The organism is Nostoc sp. UHCC 0870, assembly GCF_022063185.1.
Taxonomy (GTDB): Bacteria; Cyanobacteriota; Cyanobacteriia; order Cyanobacteriales; family Nostocaceae; genus Trichormus.
Map to the genome: position 1 here is coordinate 4755304 of NZ_CP091913.1, position 24454 is coordinate 4779757.

At 40.1% G+C, this 24454-nt stretch carries 17 protein-coding genes and 1 pseudogene; 5 read left to right on the top strand and 13 right to left on the bottom strand.

Features of this window, described 5'->3' with window-relative positions; translation table 11 throughout:
* The first annotated feature begins 132 nt into the window (after positions 1 to 132).
* Positions 133 to 2706, top strand: a complete 2574-nt coding sequence (locus L6494_RS20055) for a TonB-dependent siderophore receptor (protein ID WP_237989517.1) — start codon at positions 133 to 135, stop codon at positions 2704 to 2706.
* Positions 2707 to 3104: 398 nt separating this feature from the next.
* Positions 3105 to 4052: an iron-siderophore ABC transporter substrate-binding protein gene (locus L6494_RS20060; protein ID WP_237989518.1), complete on the top strand. Its 948-nt coding sequence runs from the start codon at positions 3105 to 3107 to the stop codon at positions 4050 to 4052.
* A 10-nt stretch (positions 4053 to 4062) separates the two neighbouring features.
* Here L6494_RS20060 and L6494_RS20065 read toward each other — a convergent pair whose 3' ends face one another.
* The 4 genes from L6494_RS20065 to L6494_RS20080 all read right to left on the bottom strand — a co-directional run bounded on the left by L6494_RS20065 (position 4063) and on the right by L6494_RS20080 (position 8982).
* The gene (locus tag L6494_RS20065) at positions 4063 to 4254 is read right to left on the bottom strand and encodes a hypothetical protein (RefSeq protein ID WP_237989519.1); all 192 of its coding nucleotides are present in this window, start codon (positions 4252 to 4254) and stop codon (positions 4063 to 4065) included.
* 42 nt (positions 4255 to 4296) lie between these two features.
* Complete coding sequence (locus tag L6494_RS20070) at positions 4297 to 5373, bottom strand: iron-siderophore ABC transporter substrate-binding protein (RefSeq protein WP_237989521.1); 1077 nt, start codon at positions 5371 to 5373, stop codon at positions 4297 to 4299.
* A complete protein-coding gene (locus L6494_RS20075) occupies positions 5294 to 7855 on the bottom strand; it encodes a TonB-dependent siderophore receptor (RefSeq protein ID WP_237989523.1) in 2562 nt (853 codons plus the stop codon). Before L6494_RS20075 ends, L6494_RS20070 begins: the two co-directional genes overlap by 80 nt.
* A gap of 131 nt (positions 7856 to 7986) precedes the next feature.
* Positions 7987 to 8982, bottom strand: a complete 996-nt coding sequence (locus L6494_RS20080) for a helix-turn-helix domain-containing protein (RefSeq protein ID WP_237989524.1) — start codon at positions 8980 to 8982, stop codon at positions 7987 to 7989.
* A gap of 230 nt (positions 8983 to 9212) precedes the next feature.
* Here L6494_RS20080 and L6494_RS20085 point away from each other — a divergent pair.
* Positions 9213 to 9428, top strand: a pseudogene (locus tag L6494_RS20085) (hypothetical protein); the annotation flags it as partial.
* A gap of 63 nt (positions 9429 to 9491) precedes the next feature.
* On the opposite strand, the gene L6494_RS20090 reads toward L6494_RS20085, so the two are convergent.
* Both L6494_RS20090 and L6494_RS20095 read right to left on the bottom strand, forming a co-directional pair.
* Positions 9492 to 11264, bottom strand: a complete 1773-nt coding sequence (locus L6494_RS20090; protein ID WP_237989526.1) for an ABC transporter ATP-binding protein — start codon at positions 11262 to 11264, stop codon at positions 9492 to 9494.
* Positions 11265 to 11364: 100 nt separating this feature from the next.
* Entirely contained in the window at positions 11365 to 12288 is a 924-nt protein-coding gene (locus L6494_RS20095; protein ID WP_237989527.1) for an iron-siderophore ABC transporter substrate-binding protein, read from the bottom strand.
* A gap of 44 nt (positions 12289 to 12332) precedes the next feature.
* Here L6494_RS20095 and L6494_RS20100 point away from each other — a divergent pair, with 44 nt between their 5' ends.
* Entirely contained in the window at positions 12333 to 12578 is a 246-nt protein-coding gene (locus L6494_RS20100; protein WP_237988609.1) for a hypothetical protein, read from the top strand.
* A 2-nt stretch (positions 12579 to 12580) separates the two neighbouring features.
* Positions 12581 to 13873: a hypothetical protein gene (locus L6494_RS20105; RefSeq protein ID WP_237989459.1), complete on the top strand. Its 1293-nt coding sequence runs from the start codon at positions 12581 to 12583 to the stop codon at positions 13871 to 13873.
* A gap of 27 nt (positions 13874 to 13900) precedes the next feature.
* On the opposite strand, the gene L6494_RS20110 is transcribed toward L6494_RS20105, so the two are convergent.
* The 7 genes from L6494_RS20110 to L6494_RS20140 form a co-directional block, all read right to left on the bottom strand.
* Positions 13901 to 14938 carry a TonB-dependent receptor plug domain-containing protein gene (locus L6494_RS20110; RefSeq protein WP_237989528.1) on the bottom strand — a complete coding sequence of 346 codons (1038 nt, stop codon included), beginning with the start codon at positions 14936 to 14938 and terminating at the stop codon, positions 13901 to 13903.
* Between the two features lie 414 nt (positions 14939 to 15352).
* Complete coding sequence (locus tag L6494_RS20115) at positions 15353 to 16354, bottom strand: helix-turn-helix transcriptional regulator (protein ID WP_237989529.1); 1002 nt, start codon at positions 16352 to 16354, stop codon at positions 15353 to 15355.
* Between the two features lie 102 nt (positions 16355 to 16456).
* Positions 16457 to 18250 (bottom strand): ABC transporter ATP-binding protein, encoded by a 1794-nt coding sequence (locus L6494_RS20120; protein ID WP_237989530.1) that lies wholly within the window; start codon positions 18248 to 18250, stop codon positions 16457 to 16459.
* Positions 18251 to 18539: 289 nt separating this feature from the next.
* Complete coding sequence (locus tag L6494_RS20125; protein WP_237989532.1) at positions 18540 to 19247, bottom strand: ABC transporter substrate-binding protein; 708 nt, start codon at positions 19245 to 19247, stop codon at positions 18540 to 18542.
* A 248-nt stretch (positions 19248 to 19495) separates the two neighbouring features.
* Positions 19496 to 20494: a helix-turn-helix transcriptional regulator gene (locus L6494_RS20130; RefSeq protein WP_237989535.1), complete on the bottom strand. Its 999-nt coding sequence runs from the start codon at positions 20492 to 20494 to the stop codon at positions 19496 to 19498.
* Positions 20495 to 20570: 76 nt separating this feature from the next.
* A complete protein-coding gene (locus L6494_RS20135) occupies positions 20571 to 21602 on the bottom strand; it encodes an iron-siderophore ABC transporter substrate-binding protein (protein ID WP_237989536.1) in 1032 nt (343 codons plus the stop codon).
* 161 nt (positions 21603 to 21763) lie between these two features.
* Positions 21764 to 24385, bottom strand: coding sequence for a TonB-dependent siderophore receptor (locus L6494_RS20140; protein WP_237989537.1), 2622 nt, complete (start codon positions 24383 to 24385; stop codon positions 21764 to 21766).
* Between the last annotated feature and the right edge of the window lie 69 nt (positions 24386 to 24454).

Consider the following 24454-nt stretch of genomic DNA (forward strand, 5'->3'; position numbering starts at 1 on the left):
TCAAAAAAATCCGTCTTCGGTTCAATCAGGTCTTCAAAGTCACATCCATTGTAGATTAAGCTTCTTAACAAAGATTCTTAGCTGTAAAAATTACACCCTCTGGTATGAGAGGCTGGTCTAGGTGAGGAGATTATGAGGCGACAACCGCAATTATTGATGGGTTTATGGTTAGCAGGGATAGTAGTCACTGTACAACCAGCTTGGGGTAGTGGAAATCCTCCCTTGTCTGAAAGCGGTAGTATCTCTACAAATCCTCAGAGATTACTATCTCAAGCATCCACACCGCAATCTCCCATTCTGGTAAATGGAGTGCGGATTGATACTACAAACCAGGGTATAGAAGTAATTCTAGAGACTAAGCAAGGTGAAAAATTACAAGTAGTCAATAGCAATTCAGGTAATAGCTTAATAGCTGAGATTACCAATGCTCAACTAAGTTTACCTTCAGGAAATACATTTCGGCAAGAAAACCCTTTTGCGGGTATTACTGAAGTTACAGTTATCAACCAAGACAGTAATACTATCAGAATAACTGTCACCGGAGAGGTGGGAACACCCACTTATGAACTATTCGATAGTGATGCAGGTTTAATTTTAAGTGTGACACCTGTATCACCTTCCGCATCTCAACCAGAAACGCCACAACAACCACCGGAGGAGAAACCAACTACAGAAACTCCGACATCACAACCAACAGCTGAAACTGATACACCCATTGAACTGGTAGTTACAGGTGAACAAGATAGCTATCGAGTCAGGGAAGCAACAACCGGCACAAAAATAGAAGTTCCTTTGCGTGATGTTCCCGCATCTATCCAAGTTATACCTAAAGAAATTATTCGAGACAGACAAGTAGTTAGACTCAACGAACTAGCAGAAAATGTTAGCGGTGTGCGTCCTCAATCAACTTTAGGCGGACTAGCATCTCAAGGTTATTTTATTCGTGGTTTTGCTACAGGTTTTGAAAACCTGCGTGATGGTTTTAAAGATTTTGGTTTTACCAGTCCGCGTGATGTAGCTGGTGTTGAAAGAGTAGAATTTCTCAAAGGGCCTGCTTCCGTTTTATATGGAAGTGCTACCAGTCCCGGTGGCATAGTCAACACAATTACTAAAAAACCTCTATCAGAACCCTTCTATCAAATTGGTGGTACATTTGGGAGTTATGATTTTTATCGTGGCACAATTGATCTCACCGGTCCACTCACAGAAAATCGGGCAGCACTTTATCGGCTCAATGTAGCTTATGAAAACGCTAACAGTTTCCGGGATTTTGTAGAAAACGAAAGTACATTTATTAATCCTGTTGTTAGTTTGAAAGTAGGAGAAAATACCGATCTCACATTTGCTTATGAATATCAGAAATACAACTACGTCTTTGATCGAGGTTTTCCTTCTAACAACACAGTAATTTTTGATCTTCCCATTAATCGATCTTTAGATGAACCAAATCTTCAGGATTCTGAATATAAATCCAATAACTTTACCTACGTTTTAGAAAGCCGATTTGGTTACAACAATAACTGGAAATTTCGCCAAGCCTTTAACGTCTTGAGTGTGAATGGTGCTTCCCAAGGTGTACAACCTGACTCTATTAATGAAGATGGACAAACAGCCCGCCGCAGATTTCGTCGTTCTGAAAGTGACCAAACAAACCTTGCTTTTCAAAATGAAATTAGCGGTAAATTTAACATAGGCTCAATTAGCCATAATGTCTTAGTTGGATTGGAGTTGACTAGTAATCAATTCCAAAGCAATTTTTTCCGGGGTAATATTGCAGACTTAAATATATTCAACCCAGTATATGGCGCACAACCAGAACTTATACGTCGTACTTACGCTGGGGAATATGGCGGGGAAAATGTTGCATTTTACTTACAAGATTTAATCGAAATCACCCCCAATCTTAAATTATTAGCTGGTGGTCGTTTTGACTGGGTAAACTCCTACGACAGATACGAAGATGACCCAGATTTTAACACTAGAAACTCAGATTCAGAATTTTCTCCCCGTTTAGGTATAGTTTATCAACCTACAGACACCACTTCAATTTATGCCAGTTGGACAAATGCTTTCAACCCGCAAACATTTGGCAGAAACCGCAATAATGAACCATTTAAACCAGAAACATCAGAACAATTTGAAATAGGAATTAAACAAGATTTTCTGGATAATCGTCTCTCAGCTACTTTAGCTTTTTTTGATATTACCAAGAATAATGTATTAACTCCTGATCCAGTAGATTCTGATTTTAGTGTCCAAACTGGTGAACAAAGAAGCCGAGGAGTTGAGCTAGATGTAGTTGGAGAAATTTCACCAGGTTGGAAAATCATTGCTACTTATGCTTACACAGATGCTTATGTAAGTAAAGATAATAACTCTGATTTATTAAATGATCGGTTAGCTGGTGTACCTTATCATGGTGCTAGTTTGTGGTCTACTTATGAATTTCAAAAAGGAAATTTACAAGGGTTGGGACTAGGATTAGGATTAGTTTATGCAGGTGAGCGTGAAGCCTCTTTACCAAATCAAATCCAAATTCCTTCTTATTTAAGAACAGACGCTAGCATTTTTTATAAGCAAAATAATTGGCGCGCGGCTGTCAACATTAAAAATATGTTTGACACAAAGTATTATGAATCCCAAGGTTTTTTCGTTGTTCCAGCCGCACCTTTCACTGTTTTAGGAACTATTTCCTTTGAATTTTAAGGTTATTAATTAACAAGAATTACGCAAATTTATTCACACTAGATTGTCCACATAGAAATTACCTTAGAAGATATTTCTAAAGTAAATATTAAGTAGGGGAGGCAAAAAGCGGTGTGGATTTTCCTCCCGCTTTATTGCCGTTGTGTTACGGCCGTTTCAGGATTTGGGAGTGTGAGCAAATGATATCTAGCCGTAACGCACCAACATCATAAGGTGCGTTACACATTGCTTTAACGCATCTTACACATTTAATGTTTACTTGATAATTCATGTATTATATTGAGAGATAAGGTAATAATTATATTTAGATAGTATCCTTTACATTAAAAATATGCTGGTATAGAGTGATGGGCAGTAATTCATTTATAAAAAGTAAGCGGTTTTTAAATTACATTATATTGTTTATACTGGTAGTCATTCTATTATTTATATTCAGTATTTATTATAAATTTTCACAATTTAATTTACCAGAGCCAAAAATATTAACCTCAAAATGTCGATTAATTAAGCATGAATTAGGCGAAACTTGTATTCCTCTTAATCCACAACGCATTATTGTTACAGAACAAGTATCACTAGAAGCTTTAATCGCATTAGGTTTGAAACCAATAGCAACAGTAGATACAGCTTTTGTAGCTAGCAAAAATACTTTTCTGAAAAATCAGATGAATGGTATAGCTTATATAGGAAAAGAAAATCAGTTTAATTTAGAAACAACACTGAAACTACATCCAGACTTAATTATTGGTACATATGGTATTAATTCAGTAAATTATGATTTATTTTCGCAAATAGCACCTACAGTTAAATTACAAAATGTCCATAGTCAATGGAAGGAAACTTTGATAAATCTTGCTGAAATAGTAAATAAAACTGCGACAGCAAAGACATTATTAATCGAATATCAACAACGTCTAGAAAAATTACGCACTGCTTTGGGGGAGGAAATTAATCAAATAGAGGTGTCTGTGAGTCGATTTCACGGTGGTAATAAACTTCCTGCCTTTCGTTCTCAATATTCTTTTCCTGGCAGTATTTTGGCAGAGTTAGGAATTTCTATGCCAGTTCATCAACGTCAATTAATTAAGACTCCTGATGATACTTTAGTAACCCTCAGCTTAGAACGAATAGACTTACTGGATGCTGATGTTTTATTTGTAGCTGTAGACCCTGGTGCTAGAGATTTATTCCAGAAATATCAAAATACTCGTCTTTGGCAAACCCTGAATGTAGTCCAGAATCAACGAGTTTATAGTGTTGATTCTAGTTACTGGATTTTTGGTAGTATTTTCTCAGCTAATGCCATAGTTGATGATTTATTTAAGTATTTACTCAAATCAACGTGAATTGAATTTATTACTTCAACTGGCTATACTCTTCATCATGGTCGGGGAGAATATCTTCCACATCCCGCAGCAGACGCACAGAAAATAAAATCACTTCCACCCCTTTATCAGTGGGATTTGCTTTCACTTCCGTAATTGTGACAATACTTCCCGGAACAACAGGGGGATTGCTGGGAGTTGGGGGAGCATCCCACTTTGGCAAATATATCTTTTCTGTCTAACGTTGCAATCAGGTTATTACAGCTTAAGGTGCGTTGACGAGGTATTTGTAGAGATCATCAAGGACAGCATTTGCAGCAGGTAAACTTGCACCATTCCAGGTTGAGGGATCAACTAAATAAACATGATTTTTCTGAACTGCATTAAGGCGTTTCCAAAGGGGTTTTTTCTGAATTCTTGCAAAAGCTTTTTCGGCGTTATTGCTCAAGATAGAAACAAATAGCACGTCTCCATCAGCCTTCTCTAATTCCTCTTCAGAAATACTGATTATTCCATAGGGAGCATTAATATTCTGTGCTGTTGGACGCTGTAAGCCAACAGTATCTAAAATAGAACCAGCAAACGAGTTTTTTACATCACTCTCAACACCACGATTACCAGAATGTATGTGGATAAATGAAATTTTTTGTCCCTGGTAGCCATTCTTCTTTAGAGAAGCCGCGTCAATGCCCAAAGCTATTTTCAAAGTCTCAATTTTTTTGTAGTAGTTCTTCCACGCTTCTTTAGCTTCTTTTTCCTTGCCTAAAACCTGAGCGACAAAATCAAAGTGCTTTGACCAATCCAGAGGTTCTTTAAACTTTCCCAACACGGTAGGAGCAATTTTTGAAAGTAAGGGGTAAACACTCTTGTCCATCCTTTCCCAGCCCAAAATCAAATCTGGCTTAAGCAAGGATATCTTCTCTAAATTAGGTTGAGAACGTCCCAGAAATTCTATCCCATTGCTGATAAGTAACTTATTATCGTCTAGAAAATAAGTGCTGCCAAGGGGTTTTACTCCCAGAAGAAGGGCATTATTGAGAGTTGGGGCAGATAATGTAATGACAAGTTTCGGGGCAGTAGGAATACAAGTTTCACCCATAACGTGCTGAAACGAATGGCACTCTGCAATGCCCGATTCAATAGGTATTTGAATGTTGTGGCGATCTTTAGGAGTACAGGCTGTGACAAGCAAAAGTCCCATCACGCCCAAAGATAGCCAAGTGACGAAGCGGCTTATGTATCTTCGTCTCTTTCCTTGACTGTTAGAATTGCCAAGAAATCGTACCTTGAATTGTAAGGTCTTCTCCAGCAAAAAGCCGATTTCGATTAAAAGAACTTTCAAAGTAGTCTACCCCGAATAGATTCCTGACATTGAGTGCTGCTCTCCAATTATCTTGTTTGTAAAATATGGCAGCATCTGTCCGTAAATAGCCAGGTATCTCAAAGGAATTTCCCAAATCACCTTGACGTTCACCAACATAAAAAAGCCCTAAGCCAAAACCCAGTCCTTTTAAGTTACCCGCTTGAATTTCATAGGTTGTCCACAAGTTGAAAGAATGTTTTGGTACATTAGAAAGTCGATTTCCTACAGGCAGAGCATTATCTTCTTCGATGCGAGCATCAGTGTAAGCATAGCCAGTAATGATATTCCATCCTGGTAAGATTGCACCTGACAGATTCACCTCTATACCTCTGCTACGTTGTTTCCCTGTTTGAACAGAAAAGTCAGGATTGACTGGATCGTCGGTTAAAACATTGGAGAGGAGTAAATCGTAAAATGCAAGTGTTGCAGATAATCTGTCATTTAAATCTGCTTTTACCCCAACTTCATATTGTGTACCTCTTTCTGGTTGAAATTGTGCGTTTTCAAAACTGCGCCCATCAACAGGAGAAAAAGATTGGCTGTAGCTAGCATAAAGGGAAATCGGTGGAATGGGTTGATAAACTATACCAACACGAGGACTAAAAGCACTTTCCGATTGATTTTGTTCGGTGTCACCTACTCGATCTTTAACCGTCTGATTGAACGTATCAAAACGTATACCTAGTAATAGCTTCAAATTTTCCGCTATTGTAATCTGATCTTGAGCATAGATTCCTAATGCTGTCCTATTTGTAGCATTATCAGATGCGAAGGCAGGAGTAGAGTTAAACGGCTGTCCAAAAACAGGGTTGAATATATCAATCGGTGAGCCAGTTATTGCAGTGGCGGTATCTCTATTATAGAAATTGTTAAAATCAAATCCAATTGTCAACTGGTGTTCTATTGATCCAGTTGACAATTTCCCAGTTACATCCGATGCGAGTACGTAAGAAGTAATATCGCGTGTTGTGTCCAGGAATAGACGATTTAAAGTTCGATTGTCAGAGCGTAGACCAGTTGGAATAACAAGATTGGATGTTTTAAATTCATTAAATGATGCAAAAAATGCATTACGTAGTGACCAGGAATCACTGAACTGATGTTCTAATCTATATCCAACTCGCGCTGTATTCGCTTGTTGACTGGCGTTAGACTCGTTGTAGTTGCGGTTACGTGATATTTTTCCATCAGGATTAAAAAGTACAGATCCCAGAGCTGGCACACCCGTTGGGGGAGGAACACTATCGTTGACATAATCGCCTTCGAGGGTCAACTTTGTTCTATCACTAATCGCCCAACTCAAGACAGGAGCTATCTGAAAATTTCTATTTTTTATGAGATCAATAGAACTACCAGCATTTCTATAGGATGTATTTAATCGGTATAGAACATTGCCACGATTGTCTAGTGGACCAGACAAATCAATTCCACCTTGGTAGAAATCATAATTGCCAATTGTTGCATTGATCTCATAGAACGGTTCACTTAACGGCTGTTTTGTGACGAAATTGATGGTTCCACCGGGACTGCCCTGCCCAAATAAAACGGAGGCCGGACCTTTAAGGACTTCTACTCTTTCAACATTGGAAAACCCAGTTGAAAGACCACCCACGAAGTCAGGTATGCCATTTATCAGATTATTACCTGCAGAATTTGGGATAAAAAAACCGCGAATTCGGTAGAAACTCCGTTCAAAGTAGGGAGGAGTTCCCGTAACCACACCAGGGATATTTCTCAGAGCTTCTTCTTGACGGGTCACATTTTGATCGCGCAGCACCTCTTGCGGTATAACTTGAATCGATTGGGGAATGTCTCGCAATGGTGTATCCGTCCGTGTCGCCGTACTGGCATTCGGTACGCGATAACTATCCCGTTCTCCTGTCACCACCAACTCAATCGGCTCATCCGGCTGCACTGATGCTTCTTCTGGTGGTGTTTCTGGTGGCTGCATAGCCGTTATCTCAGATGTCACGCCAAAAATTAAACCCTCGTCGCTATCAAATAATTCAACCTTGGGCAAACTCGTCTCACCTGTGACTATCACCCGGATAGTATTTGCATCAAGATTACTTACGGTCACTACCGTGATTCCATCAATGGGCTTTTCTTGACGAAACTCACTACCAGAGGGCAAATTTAACTGAGTATTAGGAATATCCATAATAAAATTATTATCTTCACTCTTACTTACAGGCTGCAACTGATCTGAACCTGTAGTCTCTAAAATTACTTCTAGTTTCTTGTCTGTTTGCCCTAGTTTTACACCCGTTACCTGAATTATTCCTTGGGCAATCCACTGTTTTACTGTAGTCGCTGGGCGTTTAACTTCGTTTAAATGAGGGATTTTTTGACTACTTTTAGCCGCAGTTGCCACAGACGTATTGAGACCAGGATTAATACGGTCTAAACTTGTTTCCGCCCCAGCTGGCAAGGCAACTAATCCCCAGAAAGAGCCAAGCATCAACACTTTCAACCAGCAATAATTTGACACCACTGCTCACACCATTAATAAAAATTACTTTCAATAAAAATACCGTGAAACTCTGTGTTAACCAAGACTAATCCGATAGGTAGACGGAATATTTTCGATAGCTAAACGGAATTTTTTTGCAGTTTTTGGTATTCTTTGGGATTCAAGCCAAACTGTTTGCGGAATGCAGCAGCAAAAGGACTGCGGCTGTTGTAACCCATTGCATGAGCAATTTCGGTAATTTTCATCTCTCCTATTTCCAGTAGTTGTCGCGCTTGTTCAAGTTTGTAATTACGCAAATAGCCAAATACTGTTGTGCCAAAACAACAACGAAAGCCCCGTTTTAAGGTGCATTCATTTAAACCAACTTGTCGCGCTAATTCGTGTAAGGAGGGTGGATTGTCCAAGCGTTGCAGGATGATTTCCCTGGCGTGGTGGATTCTATCGACTACATCTGGTTGTAAAGGCTGAATATTGGTTTTACCATCACGCATCTCTAGTTCTTGCCCTAAAAGTATTCCCATCAATTCCAGCACCTTACTTTCTAGATACATCCGTTTGGCAATACTCCGATAGGGACAGTGTAAAATTTGCCGTGCTATTCTCTGCATCGGTAAGGTGGCAGTGCCACAGCGATGGTAATACTGCTCACAGGGTCGAATTAAGTGCTGCAACCGTTTTGGTAATTCTCCTTCACTATTTCCTGCAAAGGAAAGCAGTACATCAGGCTGCATTGTAAATTCAATCTCAAGAAATGGTTGTTCGTGATAACACTGAGTTTTTTTTTGAGGAGCCAAACCACTGCCTTGGAAAATATACTTTCCGCTACCTATGGATGTATATTTATCTTCATGTTCCCCTGAAAAATGAAAATGGTAATTTAGCCAACATTCTGTTTCTGGGTATTCAGAAATCATGCGATCGCACAACCGCAAATCACCAATAGCTAACTGCAAACCCTGACGCAGCTTGATTTCTCGCCAATAGCCTTGTCCCAGTACCTTTGGGTAATCATATATCACATCTAACTGATCATCGGGATCTGGATATTCGGAACTGTTTTCTGTCTCTTGATACAACAGATCCTCGAAGGATTGCTGGGAGATAGTGAGCGTCATAGTTAATTTTACAGTTAATAAAAGTAAAATTTATATCAAAAATTACGTAATAAATTGATCGCAAATTGAGCTTCAGTTTTAATTAAATGAGAATTATTTTTAACCTTGTTGCATATTAACAGTGTAGTGGGCAATTACTCATTCCCGGAAATAACTGATGATTTCCTGACATAGATTTTTGACCCACTGGCAGCGATACAATAAACACAAATCCATAAAAAGCGGTCTTTATGGCGACACAACTCGATAAAACCAAAGAGCTACAAAATCTGGTAATCTCTTGGGAAGCGTTGCCGGATGATTTTCAACTAGAGGATGAACCAGTGGAAAATATAGGTCAGCCAAGATTGGCTGACGCTTTGCGTGAAAGCTTAGAAATTAGCGGTTTCATCCAACCGCAGATGTTGATTGCTTCCAATTTTAGTCTTTGTGCAACTGTTAACGGATTGCTGTACTTATACGCTTCTTTGTAAGACAAGCCTGTAATCATCAAAAAAAGTTAGCAAGAATTAATGAATCCCAGACTGTACGCGCCACAAACTGGTATAAATTCCATCAATTGCTAGTAATTCTTCATGCTTACCCTGCTCGACAATTTGACCATGATCCATCACATATATACAATGACTGTGGCGAATTGTGGAAAGACGATGTGCGATCGCAATTGTCGTACGATTTTGGGTAATTATCTCCAACGATTTCTGAATCGCCGCTTCCGTCTCATTATCCACCGCAGAGGTAGCCTCATCCAAAATCAAAATTGCTGGGTCTTTGAGAATAGCACGAGCGATCGCAATCCTTTGTCTTTGTCCACCCGAAAGTTTTTGACCCCGTTCGCCGACAATGGTATCGTATCCTTGGGGTAGTTGCAGAATAAATTCATGAGCTTCAGCTAATTTCGCAGCATGGATAATTTCTGACTCAGTAGCATCAAAACTACCGTAACAAATATTTTCTGCCACCGTACCGTGAAATAAAAACACATCCTGACTCACCCAACCAATACAACGCCGTAAATCGCATAAATTGAGGTCGCGGATATCAATGTCGTCAACTAAAATGCGTCCACTTTGTACTTCATAAAACCGTAGTAAAAGTTTAACTAACGTACTTTTACCAGAACCCGTTGCTCCCACAATACCGATTGTAGCTCCGGCGGGAATCTGGAGAGATAAATTTTTGAGTATATCGTTGCGTTCGTTGTAGGCAAAGGTAATGTGATCAAATTGCACTTGACGGGCTATAGTTGCAATTGGTAAGGAATTATTGCCTCCGGGAATTGCGATGGCAGTATCCAATAATCCCATGACACGCCGCACCGATGCCATCGCTCTCTGATATTCATCCATGATTTCACTCAGTTCTGTGAACGGCCAGAGTAAATCTTGCACAATAAATACCATGAAGCCATAAGTACCCACAGTCAGGCTACCCTGAAGCACTTCCCGACCACCCAGATACAGAGTCAGCACAAACCCTAGTAAAATCAAAAATCTCAGCACGGGTTGAAAGGCGACACTCAGAGCGATCGCCTGTTTGTTACTGCGACGATAGGATTCACTTTCTTGGTAAACGCGATCGCTCTCATAAGCTTCAGCCGTAAAGCTTTTGATGGTGGCGATACCAGAAATGTTGTTAGCTAGGCGATCGCTGATAATTCCGGCGCGATCTCGTACTGTGTCATAGCGGGGAGCTAACCTCGATTGAAAGATGAACGTTCCCCAGAGGATAAATGGGATGGGTAACATCGCCAGCCACCCAATACCGGGAGCCAGCAGCATAAAGCTAATTCCCACCGCAGATACTCGCGTGAAAAAGCTGATGAGATCCTGTGCGCCAGAGTTGAAGAAGCCCTCAAGCTGGTTGATGTCATCATTGAGAATAGATAGCAAGATACCCGTGCTGCGGTCTTCAAAGTAAGCAAGTTCTAATTCTTGCAAGTAGTTGTAAGTATCAACTCGTAATTCGTGCTGTAGGGTTTGTGCTAAATTACGCCAAAATTTGTCGGCTGCATATTGGCTGAGGGATTCTAAACCCCAAGTGGCGATCGTCAGCAGAGACAATACTAATAACTGATTCAGAGGATTTTGAATACCAAACCGCGCAATTAAGGAAGTTTCTCGTTCGACTACCACATCTACTGCAACACCGATGAGATAAGGTGGTGCTAGGTCTAATAGGGTACGTAGAATCGAACAAATAATTGCACCCCAAATTTGAGGTTGATAGGGTTTGGCATAGCGCAATAAACGCAGGAGGGGGAGAGCAGAGCGTATTTTCATTGATATATCTGGGTTTCAAGCATTTTTGAGCAAGGGGAGTATTTTTCTTATCCTGCATCGATTTGAGACTTGTTTCTGCCTCAAAAATGTTTATGTCCCGTTAGGGAGTATTAACTAAGTATTTATATAGGTCATCAATCACAGCATCAGCCGCTAAAATGTTTGCTCCAGTCCATGTATAACCATTGACAGGATAAACCTGACCTTTCTGAACGGCTTTGAGCGTTTTCCACAGTGGTCTTTGTCTCAACCGTTCAAAACTTGCTTTTCCTTCTTTCCCAAAAGCCAAGAAGAATAAAACATCACCATCGAACAGTTCTAATCTTTCTTCAGAAATATTATAAATTACACCATAGGGCGTAACAATATTTTGGGTTTCTGGCTGTTGCAGTCCCAAATCACTAAGAATTGAACCTGAAAATGTGTTTTTGCTTGTAAAGGCATACAACGTATTGATACCTGCACCTCCAGAAATGGAGACGGTTTGGTTTTGATAGCGATCTCCTAGAGATATTTTTAGCTCTTCAATTCGCTGGTAGTAATGATTTAAGGCTTGTTGCGCTTTCTCTTCTTTTCCTAATACTTGAGTGATAAAATGAAAAACTTCTTTCCAATTGAATACTGCGTCTTCAGAGGGGACTGTTACTACAGGCGCAATTTTAGAAAGTAGGGGATAAACTTGATTATTAGCATCTGTAGCAAAAATTAAATCAGGCTTCAGTTGCAAAATTCTTTCTAAGTTTGGAGATTCTTCTATACCTGTTACCGCGATCCCTTCTGTCTTATTCCCTAGATAGCTTTGAACATTTAGATAGTTTCCAATCGACTGCTCCATTGAACGAATATTGCTGCCAACAGGTTTAACATCTAGGGTAAGGGTATAACCTAAAATAGGGTGAAGGAGGGTGACAATCCGTTGAGGGTTATTAGGGACACAGGTTTCTCCCACTGCGTGTTGCACAACTCGGCAAGCGGTTGAGGGTAGGGTGTTGACTTTGGGTATCTTATGATGATATTTCTTCATACAGGATAGACACCTAAAAATATCAAATTGAGGTTGGGTGGTTAATGAATAAATTAAAAAGTTCCTCCAGCCGATTAATTCGTCTGTTTAAACAAAGTAGAGAGAATTGGAAAGAGATAGCCCTTGAGAGACAAAAAAAGCTCAGAGCATTAGAAGTAAAAGTTAGGGATTTATTGCTCTCAAGAGAGAATTGGAAAACACGGGCGATGAAAGCAGAAAAAGAACTACGTATCCTTCATACCAATTTGGTTGATGGACAAAAAAAGGGGAAGAAAATTCCGAAAAAATAGAGATGGTGGCAGCGTTCGGGCATCAATATAGCGTTCAAACAGTACAAAAAGCCATACAACAAAGCATTGATTCTGGAAGTAGCTTACGAGGAGTTGAGAATAACTTGAAGTGGGAAGCATCGGCGGAGGAAGTAAAAACTCCCTGCTTCAGTAGTGTGAGAAGTTGGTTAGGAAGAATTGGTTTATATGAACTACAACGAGCCAAAGAATACCGAAGTGATTGGGTTTTTATTATAGACCTAACAGTAGAATTAGGAAAGCAAAAGTGTTTGGTGGTTTTGGGAGTATCTCAACAATACTTAGAATCGGAAGTTTTCCCATCAAAAAGAGGATTAAAACACCATGATGTTCAAGTATTAGCACTGGAAATCATGGATTCGACCAGAGGAGAATTGATTGAACAAAAGCTTTGTGAACTAACTACTAAAGTGGGCTGCCCAGTACAAATAATAGCAGATCATGGTAGTGACATTGAAAAAGGAATTAAGCTTTACATACAAAAATATCCAGATGTAGTTTATACGTATGATGTAACTCATGCAATGGCTTTATTACTCAAACATGAGCTAGCTAATTCCGAAAAATATCAATCTTTTATTCAAAAATGTAATCAGTGTCGGCATCAACTTCAACAAACCGAATTAGCCTTTATATCTCCACCATCGCAACGCTCTCAATGTCGTTATTTCAATGTAGAGAAGTTGATTAATTGGGCAGAGAAACTGTTGAAATGTCCAATTGAGACTTTATTAAAATTAGCAGAAACTTCTGACCCGGACATTTTCAATCAAAAATTAATTATGAAGTTTGGATGGTTAAAAGATTATCAAGAAGACATCCGGATTTGGAGTCAAATGGTGATGATGACCAGAGCCTTAGAAATTCAACTTAAACAAAACGGTATTAATCAAGAATCTCTAGCTGAATTCCAGTTAAAAAACAATTCAACATTTCTGGATATAACTTTCCCACAAAATATTTGGTTATATATAAAAACTGAAATCGAACAGATTCCCAAGGATAAAACTTTTTTGGCAGCTTCTGATATCATTGAATCTATTTTTGGTAAATACAAACATTTTTCCTCTAGATGCCCTCTCAAACAGATAGGTCAGATGATTTTAAGCATTTGTTTATGTACGATGAATTTGACCACATCTGTGGTTAAACAGGCATTAGAAAATGTTCGCTATATAGACCTTAAGGATTGGTCATCTCAAGTTTTTGGTCAGTCCATGCTCTCGAAAAGAAAAATCGTATTTTCGACCTTAGATAACGACGCAGAATTTGTATGAACTTTTTTTAATGCTTTTCCTACAAAGTCAACACCCTAGGTTTAAGCTGGTGCGATCGCCTAAATTAAAAGCTAACGAGGGCGCAATTGTCGTCTGACTTGAGTTGACAAATTCCTGAAAATCTCCTGCACCTCGATAATTGGCAATGAATCGATAAAGGACTGTTTTATCCTTAGTCAAAGGTCCTGACAAATCGATCCCAGGCTGATAAACACCGTAGTTCCCTACCTCAAAGTCTAGCCGATAATAAGGTTCACTTAAAGGTTGGCGAGTGACCAAATTGATAACTCCGCCAGGCTCTACCGCTCCAAACAAAACTGAGGCGGGACCTTTTAGGACTTCCACTTGTTCGACCGTACCGATGGGTGACAGACTGTAGTAGTCAGCATCACGAACACCATTTCGCAAAGTAGCAGCACTGCCTACAAATCCCTGCTCAAATCCTCTAATAATTCTATTGCCAGTTTGCCCATTTGAATTTCCAGCATCCAGAACCCCACTGACCGTTTCCACTGCCTGGGTAACATTTGTGGGTCTGCGATCTTCAATTACCTGTCGCGGCACTACCTGAATTGATTGGGGAATATCCCGAATCGGCGTATCCGTCCGCGTCGCTGTACTGGCACTCGGTACGTTATATCCATCCTGCTCCCCCGTCACCACCAACTCAATTGGGTCATCTGGCTTTTCTTGGGGGTTCTCGGTTACTGGCTCTTCTTCTACTGGGGGTGTGTCTGGTGGTTTCGTTGCTGTTTCTGTGGATGCTACTGTAAAAATCAACCCGGTATTATCATCAAATAACTCAACTACTGGTAAAGTCTTTTCCCCAGCCACCGTTACCCGCACGGTATTCGCATCAATATTTATTACTGTGATTTCCGTAACTCCCGCAAGCGGTTTTTCTGACTTAAAGGTGAAAGCCTCGCCATTCGCTAAACGTAACTGCCCACCAGTGATATCAGCGATAAAACTATTACCTGTGCTGCGATTGGCGACTTGCAGTTTATCCCCTTGGGCTGTTTCTAAAATCACCTCCACCCCTTTCTCGGTGGGATTGGCTTTCACACCCGTAATTTTGACGATACTGTTCTGTTGAGCTACGGTGTATGCACAAGAATTACCCCCCTTAATCCCCCTTGCAAAGGGGGGAGACTGGAGATATTGTTCCCTCCCCTTGGAAAGGGGAGGGTTAGGGTGGGGTGAGATTTAGGACAAATTTCGCTCAATTGGGGAATTTGAGAACTTGTTTGATTTTGTGTGTCATCTTGCCGTTTCTCACTAGCCCATACCGATGACACTGCAACAATACTCAAACATCCCGAAAGACTAATTAAAAATGATAGACGAACAGATAAACACCAACTTCTCATACTTCCTCACACAGCAATTAAAGCTTTTGTTGCTAATTATTTTTGTTAGCCATGAGATGTAGTGTAGAGAAGTTGACTGTGGTGTGTCTATCCAAAAAATGCCATTTATCTAGCCAAAAAACGCTTTTTCTCCTGCCAAGTATTGGCTGGGTGTGATGCCATACTGTCGTTTGAAGGCTGCTGCAAAATGACTTAGGTGGCTATACCCCACCAGATTTGCCACCTCTGACACTTTATGATCGCCTTGACGCAACAATCTTTGGGCATTATCCAGCCGTTGCTGTGTCAAATAACCCATGACAGTTGTGTTAAAAAGTGCTGAAAAACCTCTCTGGAGGGTGCGAACACTAACTCCCACTTGCTGCGCTAGTTCACACAGCAATGGCGGATGCTCAAGTTGTGTGGTCAAAATTTCTTTGGCGTGGTGAATACGGGCAATGGTATCAGGTTTGAACCCTGGTAATTCATAAATTGGTTGTTGATCTGACGCAATCAAATCCAGGTGCATCGCCACTAACTCAAATACCTTCGCTTGGAGATACATCCGCTTTGCTGCACCGCGATAGGGCGGATTCCACATTTGTTGAGCAAGCGATCGCATTGCTGGTGTCACCGTCGGATAAAATGAGTTTTTCCAGTCTTCTCCTTTAAACAGCAATTTCTGGACATCAGAACTATACTGCCCATCCTCCAGCAAAAACGAGTCTAACAATTCTGGCTCAATCTCTACACTCACAAAAGTTAAACGCTCTCCAGCTTGACGCTTTTCAATGTAGCTAGGCGAAATTCCGCTACCCGAAAAGTAGCTATGCGTTTCACCCAGAATAGGATGAAGATCATCAAAGTAAAGAAAGCCGGAGAGAAAAATCGTGAACTGAATGGGATGATCATGGGCAGGTGTTTTCAGCATCCAGTCCTGATGACATTCGCAATCTGAGAAATACAAGCACACCCCAGGTGATAGATTCATGTTGCGAGAGTAGCCCCGTCCCACGATTTCCGGCACGCCCTCCAGCCTCTCAAAGCTATCAAGTACGAGATTCTGCACCTGGGGTTGAGGAGTCTGTTGGTGAAGTTCGTCAAGGTCTGATTGGCTGAGGATGAGTGTCATGCTGGAATGAACTAAGTGCAAGTTATTATCAATAAATTTACCACTGAATAGATGATGCCGAGCAACTTAGGCGAGGGCTTTCTGGATCAAATGAACATTGTTTTATTGAATCCCAGACTGTACGCGCCACAAACTGGTATAAATTCCATCAATTGCTAGTAATTCCTCATGCTTACCCTGCTCGACAATTTGACCATGATCCATCACATATATACAATGACTGTGGCGAATTGTGGAAAGACGATGTGCGATCGCGATCGTAGTCCGATTCACGGTAATCTTTTCTAAAGAACGTTGGATTGCGGCTTCAGTTTCATTATCCACCGCAGATGTCGCCTCATCCAAAATCAAAATCGGCGGATTTTTTACCACTGCTCTAGCGATCGCTATCCGTTGGCGTTGTCCTCCAGATAACTTTTGTCCTCGCTCCCCAACTATTGTTTCATAACCTTGGGGTAACTCCCTAATAAAATCATGTGCTTCAGCTACTTTCGCAGCATTAATGATTGCTTCATCAGTCGCTTCAAAAGTACCGTAGGCAATATTTTCTGCCACCGTACCATGAAATAAAAATACATCTTGACTAACTAAGCCAATACTGCGACGCAAATCAGATAAATTCAACTCGTGAATATCAATCCCATCAATAGTAATTGAGCCATGAGAAACATCATAAAATCGCAACAATAGTTTTACTAAGGTGCTTTTACCCGAACCAGTAGAGCCAACAACCGCAATAGTTTTTCCCGCAGGAATATGTAAAGATAAATCCTTAATTATTGTTGCACTATTTCGATAAGCAAAAGTAACATTTTTAAACTCAACTTCCCCCTTTACTTGCTCCACAACTAAGGGCATATCTCCCGTAATAACTTGGATGGGAGTATCTAACAAATCCATAACTCGCTTTGTAGAAGCCATTGCTCTTTGATAGTGGTCAAAAGTTTCTCCTAAAAATACCAACGGCCACAATAATCTTTGGACTAAAACTAATAAAACACTATAATTACCGATGGATATTCTACCAGAATAAGCTGCCATACCTCCCAAAAATAATAAAGCCGTAAACCCAACTAAAACTAACATTCTAATTACAGGCACAAAAGCAGCAGAAAGTTTAATTGCTTTGGCATTACTTTTTTTATACGCATCACTTTCTGTTGCTAATCTGGCACTTTCATATTTTTCAGCAGTGAAACTTTTAATGGTGGTAATCCCACTAATATTATTGGCTAAACGAGAATTCAAAAAGCTCACCTTTTCTCTAACATCAGCATAACGAGGTTCAAGGCGTTTTTGATATACTAAAGAACCCCAGAGAATAAAAGGCATTGGCAGCATTGCTGCTAAGGTGATGTTGAAAGGTAAAATTAAGAATGCACCACCGATTAAGATTATAAATGAGGTAGTAACTTGAATAATTTCATTAGCTCCCCCATTTAAGAAGTCTTCGAGTTGATTGATATCATCACCGAGAATAGACATCAAACCGCCTGTACTACTATCTTCAAAATAAGCTGATTCTAATTCTTGTAAATGATTGTAGGCATCTAAACGTAAATTATGTTGAATATTTTGGGCTAAGTTCCGCCAAATCCTATCATAAGCATACTGAGAAAGTGATTCAAATATCCAAACAATGACGGTTATTAATGAAAGTAGAGCAAATTGCCATACTACTTCTTGAATGCCTAATTTACCAATAAAAGAATCTTGCTTTTGGACTAATATATCTACAGCTATACCTATTAACCAAGGTGGGGCTAAATCTAAAATTGTATTAATTATAGAGTAGGTAGATGCTTGATAAATTTGTCCACGATATTTTTGTCCGTAGTTGAGTAACCTTTGGAGGGGAGAGAGTTTATTTGATAAAGGATGGAATTTGGATGTCATTGTCAGAGTGCAAGTTCAGTGATTTAGGTTTTCTAGTTAGTCATTGCAATGGCAGTTGACCAAAATATATAAATTATACTATTTTTACTCTGTGAATTCTATCCAAAAACAGCAAATTTTTATCCAAAAACGGCAATTTATAGATGATTGTGGCAATATATTATATGCAGAAGGTGATGATTTGGCCGTTTTGGGAATGCTTCATGCGACAAGATGCTATTTTTGACAAACTATATTTAACAAATACCCAACGGATTTGCAGATGAATAAGGTGGGTTTAGACATAGGTTTAAGGTGTATTTACAAGGTATTTGTAGAGGTCATCAATAACGACATCGGCAGCAATCAAGTTTGCTCCGATCCAAGCCTCACGATCCACAAGATATATCTGACCTTTCTGAACGGCTCTAAGTGTTTGCCAAAGAGGCTTCTGTTGCAGCTTTTCAAAAGCTTTTCTGCTTTCTTCTCCTTTATCTTGGAAAATCATCACAAATATAATATCACTATCTACTTCTTCTAGTTTTTCTTCAGAAATAGGTAGAGGAGAATTTGCGTTTCTAATACGTTGTAATCCAATATCGTTAAGAATGGAACTAGCAAATGAGTCTTGACCATCGCTATATATTCTCATGCCGCCATAAACGCCAATAATGGATATTTCTTTATCCACATATCGATCATTTAAGGCTATTTTTAGTTCTTTAATTCTCTGGTAGTAGCGATTCCAAGCTTGTTGTGCAGCTTCTTGTTTTCCTAATGCCTCAGCTACGAAGTTAAAATGTTCTCGCCATGATCTAGTGAGACCTTCCCACTTACCTAGTGCCGTAGGAATTCTAAGCAAGGTGCGGTTAACACCCGTAATTGTGACAATTTCCTCTTGATTCATAGGAGGATTAGTTGGTGTCGGTGACTGAGAAAGCAAACCATCAATATTAGTAACTGGGGATTCAAACTCGCCCAGTTCGATAAGTTTCCTATTTTTCTCTTTTGCTTCCATCTCAGCCAAAGCCGATTGAGCGATCGCGCAGCCGCTCTCAAAGAGTATCGCAGAACTAAAAAAATATACTAGTAAACTAATAGCGAACGATAACCGTGTACCCGGTAAAAATATCAATCTATTCACGCCACTCTCCACACAAGTAAATTGACTTATTGGGCCAAATTGTCAACTATATCTAGAGGTAGTTTAGAGAAGTAGGTGCGATCGCGTCTATCCAAAAATGGCGTTAATATCCCAAAACGGCATTAGGAAGCAGAGATAGATTTTTTACCTAACAAACATTCGCTGGGTGTAATCCCAAACTGGCGTTTAAAAGCGGCAGCAAAATATCCTAAATGGGAATAGCCTAATAAATTAGCCACCTCTGCAACAGTTCCTCCACCATTTCGCAAAAGTTGCTCGGCTCGTTCTAGGCGTTTTTCCGTGAGATAATTAAATACGGTTGTACCAAATAATGTCTTAAATCCATAGCGCAGAGTCCTGTCACTAACTCCCACAATTTGCGCTAATTCCACTAATGATGGTGGATTCTCCAGACAAAAGTGCAAAATTTCTCTTGCGTGATGAATGCGGGTGACAGTTGTGGATTTAAGCCGTGGTGATGCGGTTAATTCACTTTGCTCATTTACAATTGGAGCTAACTGCAAGGCCATAAGTTCTATGACTTTTCCTTGCAAATACATTTGCTTTGTGATTCCCTGATAGGGACAGTTGATCATTTGCTTGACTACAAGTGCGATCGCACTTGTCATTTCTGGGTAAATCAAAGTTTGCCAGTCATCACCCTTCGCAAGCAAACGTAACTGAGGAAGCATTTCGCCATCATGACCGGGAAAAAAAGTTCGCAGCACATCAGGGGACATATGGATATCAATACCCAAATGCCTAGATTTAGAACTTCTTATAGACATCTGATGCTGCACACCACTACCAGAAATGCAACTGTACCCCCCTCCCAACTTCCCGCCATATTCATTAATAACTGTTCCTGATAGCAACACACCGAATTGTAAAGGGTGTTCCCACTCTGGTAATTGCATCAATACATCTTCACGCAATTTATAGTCAACAATTGATAACCAAATTTCTGGATGCACCTCGATATCTTTTATACTACCGTGACCAAACTGCTGGGGTAATTGGAATACATACTCAAATGGCTCCAAAGCTGGATTTTGTGTAATGCTTTGGGCTGTTTCGTTCCACATCTCGCGCCATTCTTGCTCTTTTAGAGTCAGGGTCATAGTAAATGCTTGGTTAATAATTTGACACTCTCCGCCCTATAAGGGCGAAGATTCTTCATTCATAGACCCAACTTGCTCATACAAGATTTCTCCAGCATACTAAATATTTATAGAGGTCATCAATTATTCTGTTAGCTCCCATAGCTCCCCCGACAGTCCAATTTACCCTGTATATCTGTTTAGTTTTAACAGCTTTAAGATTTGACCAAATAGGCTTTTGTAAGAAAGATAAAACTTCAGGATTTGCTTCTTTAAAATCTCTAGTCAAGTGTTCTGTCATAATAAATAAAATATCCGCATCGTATTTGGGTAAAACTTCAATACTTAAAGTTAACTCGCGTTGTTTTTGATTTTGTTGGATTAGTCGTAAACCTGCGTCGCTAAGAATTTGACCATAAGCTAGAAAGTCTGGTCTGTAGCTATAAAAAATATCCGCCGAACCTGCAAGATAAATCACAGATATTGTTTTTGTTTCTAATTGCTTTCCTAATTGCTGCCGCAATGTTTGGATACGATTTTGGTACTGAGTCAGAAGTTCCTCTGCGCGATCGCTCTTTCCCAACACTTGGGCTACATATCGTAGTCTTTCTTTAAAATCATACATACTCGGAAAATCGATCAGTACGGTTGGCGCGATACTGGAAAGGATTTTATAAGAACTCTTGAGCCATGTTAACCCCAAAATTAAATCGGGTTTTAAACTAAGAATTTTCTCTAGGGAAGGTTGATTTCCAATATTGCCCACCACTGGAACATCAGCAAGTAAGTCGCTGGGGATACCTCGAAAATTTTCCTCACAGTCCTGACAATACATGACACCAACTGGCTTTACACCCAGAGCCAGTACAGAATCGAGAATTATATTTTCTTCTAATACAACAACTCGCTGCGGTTTAAGTGGAATTTTAACTTTACCTAAAGCATGGCTAATAGTTTTTGTTTCTATTGGACTTAGAGCAGTTGCACTTGTTTCCCTTTGTTCTAGCTGCGATGTGTTGTTACAGGCTGCGATCGCAACAACAGCAACTATGGTCAGAAAGAATGGTAAAAACTTGTAATTACTCGAAAAAACAGTCTTGACAACCCAAACAAACTTAGCAAAAGTCAAAACACAAACTCCTTTAACAAGAACTAACAATGGCATAATTGTACTAATGGCTCTCTTTCTCATTGCCAGGGATTTTTTCTTTAACTAATATTTGGCAGGTTGTCTAAAAGACTGGTGTTGTGTTCACGCAAATTACTTAGCTGATGATCTACAGAAGAGAGTTAAAATTCCCAGCTAATAGAGCCGATAATTGTAAAAGGCGCACCTCTTCGCAGAAATGTTCTACCATCGTCAGAGGTTCTAATATAGTCCGTATCAAATAGATTACGGATATTGATACCAGCTTTAAAACCATCTCTACGATAGTAAATTGCCGCATCAGTACGCAAGTAATCGGGTATTTCAAAGGAGTTAGCGGAATCTCCCAATCGCGTACCCACATAAAACAGACCTAGACCAAATCCCAAACCCTTCAAATCGCTATTTTGAAACTCATAGGTTGTCCAGAGACTAGCTTGGTTTTTTGGCACACTTACCAATCGATTGCCTACAGGAATATCGTTATCTTCAGTTACTTCTGCATTAGTGTAAGCATAGGAAGCGATCGCCTTCCAGCCAGGTAAAATCTCCCCCGCAACATCTAACTCAATCCCTCGACTTCTTTGTTCCCCTACCTGAATTAAATAATCAAGCGCAGCTCTTTCAGGATCAGGATCGGGGGTGAGAATATTAGACTTGGTGATTTGATAGGCTGCCAGTGTTGCCGAAAGCCTACCCTCTAGAAAGTCAGCTTTAATACCTGCTTCATATTGTGTTCCTCTTGTCGGCTCAAATATTTCACCATCAGGGTTGACTCCAGTTTCAGGGACGAAAGATTGGCTGTAGCTGGTGTAGAGAGAAACAGATTTGCTAGGCTGATACACTAACCCGATTCGGGGGCTGAAAGCACTACTATCAGGGTTTTGTGTAGTATCCCCTGTCACGTTGTCTGTATTTTCGCCGGAAATCCAATCGAAGCGTCCACCGATTAATAACTTCAGATTATCTAGAAAGGTAATCTGATCCTGAAGGTAAATCCCGTAGGTTTGAAAACGTTCGGTAGAACTAGAACGTGGGCCATAGTCGAAGCTGGGAATATTATAGTTGGGATTGAAAATATCTAGATTAGGAACATTCCTTTGAACTACCCTTGCAAAAGTATCAATATTATGATTAAAATCAAAACCCATCAATATTTGGTGTGAAATCGATCCCGTATTAAACTTTCCTAGCAAGTCGATCTGTCCAAAATAGTTATCTTGCGTAAATTCACGATCTTGAGCAAATTGCCGTAAGGACTGATCATTCACGACTCCTGTTGCTAAAGTATATTCTTCAGCGTTTTTACTAGTAACTACAGAAAAGTTATTACGAATCTGCCAGTTATCACTAAACTTGTGACTCAATGTGTAACCCAACTTTTGGGTAGTATTATCTACGTAAGCATTTTCAGGATATGCCTGATAGAAGTTTCGAGGCAGAAACGTATTATCGCTAAGAATTGAAGTATACTGCTCAAAAGTTCCTTTGAAGTTAATATACTCATAATATAGAGTCAAGTCTGTTCTATCACCCAATTTCCACCCGATTGTTGGTGCGATTGTAGTCAGATTTGTGTTGACAAAATCTTGAAAACCATCTGAACTTTGATAGCTAGCGTTGAAGCGATAAAGCAAAGTTTTATCGGCGTTTAAAGGGCCAGAGAAATCAATGCTAGGCTGATAAGATGCCCTGTTCCCCACCTCAAATCCCAGCTTATAATAGGGTTCACTCAAGGGTTGTTTAGTGACGACGTTGATGATTCCACCTGGTTCTACAGCCCCAAACAAAACCGAGGCTGGACCTTTGAGAACTTCCACTCGCTCAATCGTCCCCACCCCTGTCAAGCCATAAGAATTTACATCTCGATAGCCATTTCGGAAACTTCCACCCTGTTCAAATCCTCTGATAATGAAGTCTTGTGCAGGCGAACCGTTGTAGTCAGCACCATCAACTACGCCACTAACCGTTTCCACTGCCTCAGCTAGACTTCTCACATTGCGATCTTCCAGCACCTCTCGCGGCACTACCTGAATAGATTGGGGAATATCGCGCAAAGGTGTATCTGTCTTTGTTGCAGTCGTCGCATCCTGTACGCGATACCCATTCTGTTGTCCCGTTACCACTAACTCAATCGGTTCATCCTGCTGTGCTGCTGGTTCTTCTTGGGGTGTTTCAATTGCTGGCTTTTCTTCCACTGGTGGAGTTTGTGGTTGTTGCGCCGTAGTTGCAGCAGGTGTTACGCCAAAAATCAGTCCTTCATCCCCATCAAATAACTCAACTATCGGCAGTCCTCTTTCCCCCGTCACTGTCACCTGGATAGTATTATTATCTTGATTAACTACCAAAACTTCTGCAATTCCGGCTAATGGGTTTTCTTGACGAAATGTATCACCACCCTCGTAACGCAATTGCGAATTGGGAATATCGATAATTAATTTATTGCCTTCATTCTTCTGAACAGGTTTGAGAGCATCACCTTTAGCAGTTTCTAAAATGACCTCAACACCTTTTTCAGTTTGGTTGATACTTACCCCTGTAACTTCTACTATTGCCTCTGCATCAGGGTTCTGAGTTAACAACAGTGCGGCATTAGTCTGGGGAAGTTTTACCTCACTCAACTGGGGCATAGTTGATACAGATTTGCTTTTATCTCCAATATCAACCGAATTTCCCCCATCGGTTTCAGCCAGAACTGACTGTGTTATGAGTATGAAAACTGAGGCTGTAAACATCAGCCCGGAAAGCGATTTTATTAATCTCATCACCAAATCTCCCTCACACCAACATATTCATCAGACTTTTGACCCCTCTCCTGTGACAGATTAGGGTAT